This window comes from Falsibacillus pallidus, from assembly GCF_050990905.1.
GTDB lineage: Bacteria > Bacillota > Bacilli > Bacillales > DSM-25281 > Falsibacillus > Falsibacillus pallidus_A.
This window is the reverse complement of the sequence record NZ_CP158866.1, coordinates 2,162,110-2,174,552: the sequence shown is the minus strand read 5'-3', so window position 1 is coordinate 2,174,552 and position 12,443 is coordinate 2,162,110. Positions and strand designations below refer to the sequence as shown.

General features: G+C 41.1%; 10 protein-coding genes, 1 pseudogene and 1 riboswitch. Of the genes and pseudogenes, 7 read left to right on the top strand and 4 right to left on the bottom strand.

The window, feature by feature from the left end; genetic code table 11:
* Positions 1 to 32: 32 nt before the first annotated feature.
* Entirely contained in the window at positions 33 to 1,109 is a 1,077-nt protein-coding gene (locus ABTV07_RS11465; RefSeq protein WP_433742419.1) for an NAD(P)H-dependent flavin oxidoreductase, read from the bottom strand.
* A 95-nt stretch (positions 1,110 to 1,204) separates the two neighbouring features.
* Here ABTV07_RS11465 and ABTV07_RS11460 point away from each other — a divergent pair, with 95 nt between their 5' ends.
* Entirely contained in the window at positions 1,205 to 1,996 is a 792-nt protein-coding gene (locus tag ABTV07_RS11460) for an alpha/beta hydrolase (RefSeq protein WP_433742418.1), read from the top strand.
* 194 nt (positions 1,997 to 2,190) lie between these two features.
* On the opposite strand, the gene ABTV07_RS11455 is transcribed toward ABTV07_RS11460, so the two are convergent.
* Complete coding sequence (locus ABTV07_RS11455; RefSeq protein WP_433742417.1) at positions 2,191 to 3,306, bottom strand: glycosyltransferase family 2 protein; 1,116 nt, start codon at positions 3,304 to 3,306, stop codon at positions 2,191 to 2,193.
* Between the two features lie 322 nt (positions 3,307 to 3,628).
* Here ABTV07_RS11455 and ABTV07_RS11450 point away from each other — a divergent pair, with 322 nt between their 5' ends.
* A complete protein-coding gene (locus ABTV07_RS11450; protein ID WP_433742416.1) occupies positions 3,629 to 4,567 on the top strand; it encodes a magnesium transporter CorA family protein in 939 nt (312 codons plus the stop codon).
* 412 nt (positions 4,568 to 4,979) lie between these two features.
* On the opposite strand, the pseudogene msrA reads toward ABTV07_RS11450, so the two are convergent.
* A pseudogene (gene msrA / locus ABTV07_RS11445) lies at positions 4,980 to 5,507 on the bottom strand (peptide-methionine (S)-S-oxide reductase MsrA); the annotation flags it as partial.
* Between the two features lie 181 nt (positions 5,508 to 5,688).
* On the opposite strand from msrA, the gene ABTV07_RS11440 reads away from it, so the two are divergent.
* Positions 5,689 to 5,994, top strand: coding sequence for an antibiotic biosynthesis monooxygenase family protein (locus ABTV07_RS11440; RefSeq protein WP_433742415.1), 306 nt, complete (start codon positions 5,689 to 5,691; stop codon positions 5,992 to 5,994).
* Complete coding sequence (locus ABTV07_RS11435) at positions 5,991 to 6,353, top strand: hypothetical protein (protein WP_433742414.1); 363 nt, start codon at positions 5,991 to 5,993, stop codon at positions 6,351 to 6,353. Before ABTV07_RS11440 ends, ABTV07_RS11435 begins: the two co-directional genes overlap by 4 nt.
* 56 nt (positions 6,354 to 6,409) lie before the next feature.
* Here ABTV07_RS11435 and shc read toward each other — a convergent pair whose 3' ends face one another.
* Positions 6,410 to 8,299, bottom strand: coding sequence for a squalene--hopene cyclase (shc, locus tag ABTV07_RS11430; protein ID WP_433742413.1), 1,890 nt, complete (start codon positions 8,297 to 8,299; stop codon positions 6,410 to 6,412).
* A 181-nt stretch (positions 8,300 to 8,480) separates the two neighbouring features.
* A riboswitch (Lysine riboswitch) is annotated at positions 8,481 to 8,662 on the top strand.
* A gap of 110 nt (positions 8,663 to 8,772) precedes the next feature.
* Here shc and ABTV07_RS11425 point away from each other — a divergent pair.
* The 3 genes from ABTV07_RS11425 to proB all read left to right on the top strand — a co-directional run bounded on the left by ABTV07_RS11425 (position 8,773) and on the right by proB (position 12,437).
* Positions 8,773 to 10,197, top strand: a complete 1,425-nt coding sequence (locus ABTV07_RS11425; RefSeq protein ID WP_433742412.1) for an amino acid permease — start codon at positions 8,773 to 8,775, stop codon at positions 10,195 to 10,197.
* Between the two features lie 248 nt (positions 10,198 to 10,445).
* The gene (gene proC / locus ABTV07_RS11420; protein WP_433742411.1) at positions 10,446 to 11,288 is read left to right on the top strand and encodes a pyrroline-5-carboxylate reductase; all 843 of its coding nucleotides are present in this window, start codon (positions 10,446 to 10,448) and stop codon (positions 11,286 to 11,288) included.
* A gap of 27 nt (positions 11,289 to 11,315) precedes the next feature.
* Complete coding sequence (gene proB, locus ABTV07_RS11415; protein ID WP_433742409.1) at positions 11,316 to 12,437, top strand: glutamate 5-kinase; 1,122 nt, start codon at positions 11,316 to 11,318, stop codon at positions 12,435 to 12,437.
* Positions 12,438 to 12,443 lie beyond the last annotated feature (6 nt).

The following is a 12,443-nucleotide window of genomic DNA, read 5'->3' as shown; positions in this document are numbered from 1 at the left end:
TTGATGACAGAAGGGGATTGAGGGTATTTTAATTAAGTCGATAACTCTTTTATGGCTGCTACAGCTTCTCCAAGTATTTCTTCTATTATTTCTTTTGCAGATAATCCATCTTTAAGCAGACGAATTCCCTGGCCAGCCCATAAAGACATGTAATCCGGGTTTTCTTTCGTGGCAGCTGCCCTACGAATATCCCCGGTCAACGAATTTTGGGATGGAAAAGGAAGGGGCTTCGTTCCTGAGTCTTCAAAGTCATGAATAAATTTATTTTGAATTCCCTTCGCTGGTCTTCCCGAAAAGCTTTTTGTTAAAACAATTTGATCTTCAGTGCTGTTTAACAATGCTTTTTGATAGGCTGGATGTGCACCTGATTCAATGCTTGTTAAAAATCTAGTGCCCATTTGCACGCCGCTCGCACCTAACAAAAGGCTAGCTGCCAATCCTTGGCCATTCATGACTCCCCCGGCCGCAATCACGGGAATCTTGAGGTTGTGCTTCATCTGGGGAATGAGGGAAAATGTCCCGATGTTTGCCCCATTTGGGTATTTATCCACATCAAATGTGCCTCTATGTCCACCTGCATCACTCCCCTGGGCAACGACAATGTCCACACCTTGCTGCTGAGCCATCAGCCCTTCTTCAACTGTGGTTGCCATTGAGATCACTTTCATCCCTGCTTCTTTAGCCGCCTTCATTTTAACAGAAGGAAGCAGTCCGAATGCGGTGCTGATAATGGGAACCTCCTCGTCAAGCAGTACTTGAAATTGCTCATCGAACAAATCCGTGACAACTGGCTTTTCTGTGCTGTGAGGGATCCCGAGTTCCCGGCGAAATTCGTTCAGTATTTCCTGGACTTTCAAATAACCTTCCGAGGATTCGTTCATATCAGTAGAAAATAAATTGACAGAAAAAGGCTTATCTGTCAATTGACGAATTTTTTGGATGGCCTCCCTTAAGGCAGGGGGTTTTAAGTAAGCACCACCTAATGTACCGAGGCCGCCTGCATTGGATACGGCCGCCACAAGTTCAGGAGTTGTTGGTCCGCCGGCCATTCCAGCCAGTAGGATGGGGTAATCAATCTGCAGGATTTCGCATACTTCCGTCTTAAACATAATGAGCAACTCTCCTTTTGTCAGCGCTTTCTGTTAAATTAAGATTAATTCTAGTAGAATGATAGTGCAATTAATTTGTCTGGTTTTTTATAGAAATGACTGAAAAACAAATTGGAGTGGGTGGAATCGTGATTGAGAAGAAAAAAGTATATATTGAAACTTTAAAATCAAACAGGGATATATGGGTGTACACCCCAGAAAGCTACAATCAAGATGATAGGGAATACCCTGTCTTGTATATGTTTGATGGCCAGAATTTATTCTTGCATGATGGAGGAAGCCAGGAAAAATGGGAAGCGGATAAAGCTGCTGAATATCTAAATTTGAAAATTGGGGCGGAAATTATCATTGTAGGAGTGGATCACGGGGAAGAAGAAAGATTGAATGAATATAATCCATGGTATTTAGAGAAGCATCAATTCGGGGGTAAGGGAGACGCCTATCTGGACTTTTTGGCAACAGAACTGAAATCATTCATAGACCGTAATTACAGGACACGCCAAGAACCCACCCATACGGCCATTGGCGGGAGTTCCCTTGGAGGGTATATGTCCATATATGCTGCTGCCAAATATCCCGAAATATTTGGTAAGGTTTTAGCCATGTCCAATGCTCTTTGGCATGATGAAGGAAAATTGAAGGAGTTCATCAAAGAAAATGGACTCCAACACGATTTAAAGATTTATTTGGATACGGGCAGAAAAGAATCCGACGACAAAGCATTCAATTCTCTAACCGTTAAGCAGCACGAAGAATTATCACACATTTTAATCGAAGCGGGAATGAAAGAGGAAAACATGAAACTTAAATTCGACCCAGAAGGCGTACACAATGAAATTCACTGGAGAAAACGATTGCCCGAAGCACTGTGCTGGCTCTTTTCTTAAAGTAAGAAAGAGGAAAGTGATTTCTGAAAATGGTGGTTAAAGATTCGTAAATGGTGATTGGGAGGGAATCTGCGACACTCCAGCGGAATAACGGGCTGGCAAGACCCCACAGCGAAGCGAGGAGGCTTGCGAGTTCGTCCGCGGAAAGGGAGTGGATTCCCTCTCAATCTTTTCTGCACTGTAACCAATGGCTTCTAGTCCATTTTCTTTTCTTTTTCCTTTGCAGCAACGTAAGGCTTTTCTTTTGTCTGTATAGCAAATGAAAAAACCTTTCCAGCACACGATTTAAAGAAAACGAACGTAAACATAATCAAATGAATAGGAAATCCTATCAAGTCCATCAAATGGTAGCTTCCGGCCTTTTTGAGAATCAGAAGGATGCTCCAAATGTAAATAAAAAGGCTAATTATTGACAGGATAGGCTGGGATGGGATTGCTGCTATGCAGTAAATAAAGAAAATAATACTTGATAAAATCCACAGGGTTATGAGGGAAAGAGGAAAAAATCTGGCTTTCTCTATATAATCACCTGATGATTTATTCCAATTTCTGAACAGCGGCTTCCATCCAGCAGATTCCTCATTCTTTGAAATAACATATTTGCCGCTCCAGGAAGTAGCTTTTTGGTGTAAAGACAGAAAACTTTGTGTAATAGCAAAGCCTGGCAGAACATCCTTTCTCGCTTCATAGTGGCCGCCCAGCTTGAAATAATCATCCCGTCTGCAAATGAAGCATTCTTCAAAGCCTCCATATCTTGAAGTCCCTTGATGGGAATGTGCAATTGTAGTTAACGAGAATAAAAATATTGAAAAAGCTGAAGAAAATACATTGATCCAATCCGTCAAGCGTTTATAAGGTGATATGGTAAGAATGCCTTTGCAAAACTGCATTTGAAATGCTTCCATAATTCTCAGCATCCCACCCGGTTCAAACCATGTGCTGCTGTCGATAAATATAATGTAATCACCTGTAGCAGCTTTCGCCCCATGCCAGCAATCCCAATTCTTTTTTTTCCACCCTATTCCGACAGGGGGAGCCTCTAACAGGTAAACATTGGATTTCATCTCTATTTTCAGTTTTGGCAAAGTTTCCTTATCCCCAACGATCAATATTTCATATGGCTGTACTTCTTGGTGAAAAATGGATTTCACCAGTCGTTCTACTTGTTCTTTACTTGAATCATTGATAATGATGACAGATGTCTTTCTGATTAGGGTTAAGTGGCGGGGATTACAATCCCTTTGGATGACAGGGATTTTATATAGAAGCAGGATTTGAAGGGTGACGGCAATACAAAACCAAATAAACATATAATTTTACCCCTTTCATAAACAGGTGTCTCCATTTTGTCCAAATCCTGATAGAGGAATACATAAAATGAAGAAGGGTAATGAAGATGTAATAGAAATATTATTTAAACTGAACTGAATCTTATTGAGGTTTTAGATTTAAGGGTATAAAATAGTAAAGTATTTTATGAAAGGGAGTTGATACAGTTTGAGTAAACCTGCAGATCCAGACCCATCTAACTCGAGGGAGCTCACTCTTAGTTTTATCGAGCTGGGTTGTCCGACCGTATCAGCTCCATCGGATGTAGAATGAGGCTTCCTTTTGAAAAAAGGAGGTTAAAGAATGTATCAAATTTATAAAACGTCGCCAGATAGACAGCTGGAACAAATTGAAGAATTCACCCCTGGATGCTGGATTAATATGATTGCTCCGAAAGAAGAGGAAATCCAGTACGTATCCCAGGAATTGGATATACCACTTGATTTTATGAAAGATGCCTTGGATGACGAGGAGAGGTCAAGGATTGAGAAAGAGGATGACAATGTCTTAATCATCGTGGATTACCCTTATACAACCCATGATGAATCAGGATTCCCCATCTATGAAACCATTCCTATCGGACTCATCATAACGCCAAAGTGCTTCATTACGGTTTCTTTAAAAGAAACTCCGATCTTGAATATTTTTGAGAGTAATAAAATCAGAGAGTTCTATACGTTTAAGAAAACGAGATTTGCCTTGCAGATTCTTTCCGTCATTTCATCCTACTATCTGCGCTACCTTAAGCAGATCAACAAAAAGATGAATGAAGTGGAACGGGAACTGCATGATTCCATGAAAAATAAAGAATTATATGCATTCCTGGCATTGGAAAAAAGTCTGGTCTACTTCACCACTTCGTTAAAACCGAATAAAGTGGTGCTTGATAAAATCATGAGATTTAATTATTTGAAAATGTACGATGAAGATAAGGACCTTCTTGAAGATGTCATCATTGAAAATACACAGGCCAGTGAAATGGCTGAAACCTATAGTTCCATACTTAGCAGGATGATGAATGCTTTTTCATCGATTATTTCCAATAACCTGAATATCGTCATGAAATTCCTTACTTCTGTTACGATTGTGCTCTCCATCCCGACGATGGTGGCGAGTTTCTTTGGGATGAATGTGAATATCCCGTTTCAGCACAGCACTCATGCTTTTTTAATTACTTTAGCCTTCGCTGGGGGATTTGCGAGCGTGACGGCATTTATATTCTGGAAGAAGAGATATTTTTAATTACAGCCCCGCTTGAAAAGGCGGGTCTTTTCTTTATAATTACCTATGAAACCGCTGTTGATTTCCGTTCAAGACTTCGCTTTCCGAGGGCGGCGGCAAGCCTCCTCGTCGCTGCGCTCCTGCGGGGTCTTGCCTACCCCGCTTTTCCCACCGGAGTCTTCGTCTTGCACTCCAATCAACAGCTAGAAAGCAGCCAAAATCAACACATCCTTCTAGCATAGACTTAAATAAAAAAAGCCGGGATTGCCCGGCTTTTTGTCAATAGATAAGAAAGTATAAAATTTCTGAGTGAAGTGCTGTCCAGCTCCAGCGCCTAGCCCCTCGAGTCATAAGCCGTACCTCTACGGAAATCAGGATTTCCTTCGTGGTCCGTCTTATGCTGGTCGGGGCTGAACAAGGCGCTTGCGCTTTTCTTATTCCAATGTTCTTCGATGAATTCGTCCCTGCCTGAGATGGCACGGTCTTTTTTATAGGCGTCAGGCTCTTTCTTGTAAAAATGCTGATGGTAGTCTTCTGCAGGGTAAAATACAGCTGCAGGGAGGATTTCAGTGACGATCGGTTTTGAAAATTTTCCGCTGTCTGCCAGCTCTTTTTTCGTTTTCTCAGCCAGTTCTTTTTGCTTATCATTGTGGTAGAAGACGGCTGTCCGATATTGATCACCGCGGTCATGAAACTGCCCGCCGGCATCAGTGGGATCGATTTGTGGCCAGTATAGTTCCAAGAGCTGCTCATATGGGAAAATGGCTGGGTCAAATTTGATCTGAACAACTTCGTAATGTCCAGTATTTCCTTTTTTTACATCTTCATATGCAGGGTTTTCTACATTCCCGCCGGAATATCCCGATGTGACAGAGATAATTCCCGGAAGTTCGTCGAACGGCTTAACCATACACCAGAAGCATCCACCTGCGAAGGTAGCTAATTCGTGTTGATTTCCCATCAATCATTCCTCCTAAAACTCAAGTAAATGGATGGACAAATCTTACCACTTTTCCTTTATTGTGTGCAATAAAATTGTTTTATAGAGTACAGTGTCTCTTATTAATTCCTGCGAGTATCATTTAATCATGTTATGATGAAATAAGAAATTTGTAGAAAATGATCGAATTGAGGTGCGTTTTATGTATATTGTCCATTCTACGTTTAAAGTTCCACCTGAGAAAGCGCAAGAAGTAATCTCCATTTATCAAAATCGTTCACGCAAAGTGGATAAGGCAGAGGGTTTTTTAAGATTCCTATTGTTCCAAAATGATAAGAAGCAAGGAGAATTGACTGTTCATATGGAATGGGAGTCAAAAGAACATTACTTAAAGTGGGTGACCAGCAGCGAATTTAAAGAAATTCATGACCTGGAGAAAAAGTATCCCGATCAAGAGCTTGCTGTTGTCATCCCAACAGTCGAAAAATTTAAGGTTGTGGCATTATGAATAAGAATCCATATGAAAGTGTCATAGAACAAGCGATCGAATTGATTTACAAGAAGTATCCATCCCTTGATGAACGATATGGGGAAGCAGGAAGGCAAAAATGCTACGATGACAACGTCCACCACTTGAACTACTTGGACAGTGCCTATTCAATAAGGGATGAAAAAGTATTCAAAGACTATGCTTTGTGGTTGAATAGTGTACTTGTCAGCCGTGGAATGAAATCAGATCATTTGATTGATAATTTTGTATTTCTAAAGCAATCCTTTTCAGATGTTACAACAATGGATTCGGAACGAAAAAAAGGATACGTACAGTATTTAACGTCCGCCGTGAAATCCATTCAGGAGCAGAAATGATACTATATTCAGAAAATTCTTAAATGTATTATTTTTCAGGAAATAGACGAAAATCGTCATTTTTCGATGAATTTCTTCTTATAATGCACTAATGTAATCAATGGGAAAACATATCGGTAAGAGTGATAGTGAATGTAGAAAAAAGATGCCATTCCCTGTCCCTTTGGATAATCAGTCGTCCAATCCTTTTTTTCCATTGAACGAAGCAAATAATGAATGCCATCCTCTATTTCTTTTGTAGGTTCACTATGAAAAGCAATAAGAGCATCCAGTGCCCAGGCTGTATGGGTCAAAGTGCTTTCCCCTAAAGGGACATACGCTTTTTTTATATCGCTCAGGCATGATTCCCCCCAGCCGCCATCTTCGTTCTGTATGCTTTTGAGCCAAGAAAGAGATTTTCTGATAGCGGGCTCAAGAGGTGAATGTCCTGCAGCTGAAAGTCCGGTCAATGCTGCCCATGTTCCATAGATGTAGCAAATCCCCCATCTACCATACCAGGAGCCATCTGTTTCTTGGTTTTCCATGAGCCACTTGATTCCTTTTTGCATCCTCTGACTAGGTTTCACAGAATAAGTGTAATTTCCCAAAAACTCCAGAGTCCTTCCAGTCAAATCGGGTGTTGAAGGGTCTAACAGAATAAACTCTGCTCCTTCCATGGGAATCAGGGAGAGGAGGGGGTTATTCATGTCCTTTTCAAATGCAGGCCATCCCCCGTCCTCATTCTGCATTGATAATGTCCATTTCATCCCTCTTTGCCAAGACTTTGCGCAATAGGAATCAAGCGAGACATAGGGAATGATAGAGCGGAGAGAGGCAGTTGTATCATCAACATCGGGATTCATTGAATTCCCATGGGAAAATCCCCATCCACCCGGATTGCCTTTTTCATTATGGAGCGCCCAATCCCCCTTTTTAGTTTGCTGCTGGCTTAATAGGTAATGTACACCTTTCAGAAGTGATTCGTTGTCTTCTGCTACACCTGCCAGTGTGAATGCGTGGCAAATCAAGCCTGTATTCCATACGTTTGCCGTTGTATATTGAATGTGAGTATAGCCGTTTATTTGGCATGACATAGATTTTAATCCTTCTACCGCTTTTGAGATGACTTGGTGCTCCTTTGGATGACCAATGCTCAGCAATGCAAATATCATATAAAATGTAGAACTGAAATAATTAAGAAGTGTCCCATCTTCTTCAATTCTCCCCAGCATATACTCTACCGCTCTTTCTATCCCTTTATGCCGCAATGTATGGGGGAGGCCAGAAAGTGCTTTCACTCCCTTTTGAATGGCGGAAGAAAGAGATATCCATTCTTTAGAACGGAAATCCTGCCATTCTTCATTATTTTCATTACGAATATTCAAATGATCCAATGATGGGAGCTGTCCTTTTGGAAGTTGGAATTTAGATGCAGCTATGATGGATAAAGGGGCAAGATTTGAGCGTCCGAACACGGATATATCGAAAAAATTCAGAGGGAATGATGGAGGGAGAAGCAAGAATTCAGGAGGGAGAGGGAAATAAGCTGGCCATTTATAGTTTCCTGTCATTGCTAAGAATAGTTTAGTGTAAAGTTTTGCTTCTTTTATTCCACCCTTTTGAATAATGAATTTTTGGGCTTTAATCATATGCGGGTCATGGACCTTGCTATTTCCGGAAGCCAATAAGGCATAGTATGCATCAATGGTCAGGGAAAGGTTTCCCTCCGGTTCATCATGAAATAGCTTCCATGCGCCGTTTGGATGCTGTCTGCTTTTTATCCTTTCTGAGAGGGAGAGAATAAGATCCCGCTCCGGCACCTCTAATGATAATAAAAGTATGATCATGTAGGCATCTGTGATGATTCCTGTTTCAAAAGGATACTCCCATGAGCCATTACCTGTTTGATCCTCCATAAGCTTTAAGACGAGTTTTTCTATTTCCATATCAACCAATTCGGCAATCAAGGATTATCACCTCCGCAATGTTTATATATATTCTTTTTGAGGTACAGTCATTCTGCATTAACTTTTCACTGTTTAAATTTATGACTTTGATACTTTACCATGATGAAATTTTTCGTTGACAAGCATTTGAATCCCTGATAATGTATTCATGTAAATTAAATAGAAATCCTCATCAGTGCAAAGGTGAGGTAGAGGCGCAGTGTTTATAAGTAAGATGATGGAGAAACTGGGGTTTTGCTGAAAATCATCCTAAAGGAAACATTGCCGAAGCACCATATCCCCCACGGTTATGGGAGCTGGGACTGTATTCGAAAAGATGCAGGACTGTCATGGATCATTGGTCCATGATGAACTATCGATTTGCTGTCTGATGCGGTTTAGGGATCACACCGTATTTAGGTGTGTTTTTTTTATGCAAAAAATGCAGCCAACCCTTCTCGCACAGCAGAAAAAAGAAAAAGGAGAGGGTTCATTTGAGTAAGACAAACAAGCTAGGATTATGGATTCTGACTGCTTTGGTAGTTGGAAACATGGTGGGTTCGGGGATATTTATGCTTCCTCGTACACTTTCGGAGGTAGCAAGCCCTGCAGGAGTTCTGCTTGCATGGGTATTAACTGGAGCGGGGGTTCTTGTGACAGCCTTGGTATTTGGAAATCTGGCGATTAGAAAGCCAAATCTGAACGGGGGGCCTCAGATTTATGCAAAGGAATTGTTTTCGAAAGGTTCAAATGCATCCATTCTGTCAGGATATATGTCCACCTGGGGGTACTGGATCGGGAATTTAGCTGGAAATATTGCTATTATTACAACTTTTGCAGGATATTTATCTTCCTTCTTCCCGATTTTGACCAGCAGTGCAACAATAATGACAATCGGCAGCTTTTCATTGAAAACCGGTAACGCATTAACATTTCTTGTCTGCACCCTTTTATTGTGGACAACTCATTTCATCATTTTGCGCGGCCTTGAAAACGCGGGGAAATTAAATTTTGCTGCGACAGCCACTAAAGTCATCGGATTTTTCCTTTTCATCGTCATCGCACTATTTGCATTTGAGAAAACCAATATTCTTCCTTTTGCAGAAGCGCAAATGGATGATGCTGGCAATAAAGTTGGATTATTAGGCCAGATCAATCATGCAGCCGTTGCTACCTTATGGGCATTCATTGGTGTAGAATCTGCTGTAGTATTTGCATCCAGGGCCAAGAAACAAGTGGATGTTAAAAGGGCAACAATCCTTGGGCTTTTGATTGCTTTGGGCATCTATATTGGAATAAGCACTTTAGTAATGGGGCTGTTAAATCACTCCGAGCTTGTACATTCGGATAAACCATTGATTGATGCCATCTCTTCTGTCACTGGTCCAATCGGTGGCAAACTGCTTGCAGCCTTAGGCTTGATCAGTTTGCTCGGATCGACTATCGGCTGGGTCATGCTCAGCTCGGAAGTACCCTATCAAGCTGCAAAACAGGGATTATTCCTTCCATCATTCCTGAAAGAAAATAAGAATGGCCTTCCGATATTCTCATTGATCGTAACTAACTCGCTTGGCCAGCTTTTCATTTTTTCAACCATCTCAAATTCGATTTCGGATGCTTTTAATTTTGTCATTACTATTGCGACATTATCTTATTTAGTCCCTTATTTCATTTCTTCTGTATTCCAAATTAAGATGGTCGTAACAGGAGAAACATATGAAGGGCATTTAAGAAACAGGATAATAGATGGAATCATCGGCATTTTGTCGACTGTATATTCTACTTGGGTCATCATTGCTGGTACAGCCGATTTAAAAACGTTCCTATTTGGAATGGGGCTGCTCGCGAGCGGAATCGTTTTCTATGGAAAATTACAAAAAAGCCAACGCAGTCAACTTCCGGAAAAATTATCAGCATAGCTTAAAAGCACCAGGAATGCCTGGTGCTTTTTTTAATACAATCCTCTATATTCCTCAATATCCGGCTGTATACGCCATTAATTCTTAAAATGGCAATATAAGTGTCAGTGATAACGTTTTCACTAACTTTCTCGCCCAAATCCCCACTACTTCCCGCTTTACCCTTGAATCATTCAATCAGCATGTTACGATAGTAAACGTTGTGAAAAAACACGAACAAAACGCGAACAAAAGGGGCGAAAATATAAATGTTAAAGAATAAAACAATCGCATTTCTTGGTGCGGGATCCATGGCGGAAGCCATGATTTCCGGAATCGTGAAATCAGGTTTAATGCCTGCATCCCAGGTTATTGCTACAAATAAAAGCAACGTTGACAGATTGAATGATCTTACAGATAAATATGGAATTAAAGGAATTCAAAGAAATCAATTAAATATGAATGAAGTCGACATCATCATTTTAGCCATGAAGCCTAAAGACATTGATGCTGCGCTTGATTCACTTAAGGATGAAATTTCTTCAAAACATATCATCGTATCGGTGCTCGCAGGAATTTCAACATCAAGAATGGAAGAAGGGCTTCCTGATGGCCAGCAAGTGCTGAGGGTGATGCCGAATACATCCAGTATGCTGCAGGAATCTGCCACCGCTGTTGCGGGAGGCCGCCATGTTTCGATGGATACTGTGATGGAGATTAAACAACTCCTTTCTTCCATCGGGGAAGTTTATTTGATCGATGAAGCACAAATGGACATTTTCACCGGCATTGCAGGGAGTGGTCCAGCTTACTTCTATTATTTAATGGAGCATATCGAGAAGACAGGTCAGCAAGAAGGGCTTGATAAAGAAACAGCGAGAAAAATCGGCGCCCAAACGATTTTAGGTGCGGCAAGAATGATGCTGGAACAAAGTGATTCTCCAACTGAACTAAGAAAGAAAGTCACTTCGCCAAATGGAACAACTGCAGCCGGATTGGAAGCTCTTAAAGAAAATGGCGGAGGCAAAGCGATATCGGAAGCAGTCAAAAGCGCAGCGAGAAAATCCGAAGAAATCAGCGTCCAATTAGAAAAACAACTAGTTACCCAATAAACACAAGAATTAACAGGAGTGATTGTATTGACACAGGAAGGAAGCAGAATCGTCATCAAAATTGGAAGCAGTTCTTTAACGAGTGCTCACGGTGAAATCAGCAGGAGAAAACTTGAGCGTCTAGTCGAGCAGGTCGTTCAACTGAAAGATGAAGGACATGAAGTGCTGCTTGTCAGTTCTGGTGCTGTAGCAGCCGGCTATCGAAAATTGGGGTGTTTAGACCGTCCCGTTTCCCTGCCTGAAAAACAAGCTGCAGCTTCCATCGGGCAAGGGCTTCTAATAGAAGCTTATTCAGAATTATTGCTTTCACATGGATATGTAGGTTCGCAAATTTTAATAACAAGAAGCGATTTTACAGATGAAAACAGATATATGAATGCAAGAAACACAATCAACGTCTTGCTGGAAAGAGGCATCATTCCGATCGTCAATGAAAATGATACGGTAACGGTCGAACGCTTGAAGTTTGGTGATAACGATACTCTTTCAGCAAAGGTTGCAGGGCTTGTCGATGCAGATATGCTGATGATCTTATCAGATATCGACGGCTTATATAATGCTGATCCAAGAAAGGATCCTAATGCAGAGCTGCTCACCCGTGTGGATCAAATTACACCTGAGATCGAAAATGCTGCAGGAGAACCTGGAAGTTCTGTAGGTACAGGCGGAATGAGATCGAAAATCGATGCTTTCAAAATTTCGATGGCATCTGGAATTGAAGCATTCCTTGGGAAAGCCAATGTAAAAAACATCCTGGTGGATGCGGTCCATGGAGAGGCGAAAGGAACTTACTTTACAACGGATAAGAACCAAGTGAACCTTAACAAGAAAAAACAATGGATTGCATTCAATTCTGGTCCGGAAGGAGAACTTGTCATCGATAATGATACAAAGACCCTTATCACTGAAAAAAAGGAAAGTTTGCTTTCTTCCGGTATTTACTCTGTAAATGGTCGATTCAAAAAGAATTCAGTTGTCCGTGTCCTCGATCTGAATCGAAAAGAGCTAGGTTTGGGAGTTGTCAACTATTCATCCAAAGAGCTAAAAAACATCCTGGACGATTCCAATTCAAAAGAACTGAACAATATAGCAGTAGACATCGAACACTTAGTCTGCCATCTGGAATTATCAATACCAACAGGTGTGTAACAATTA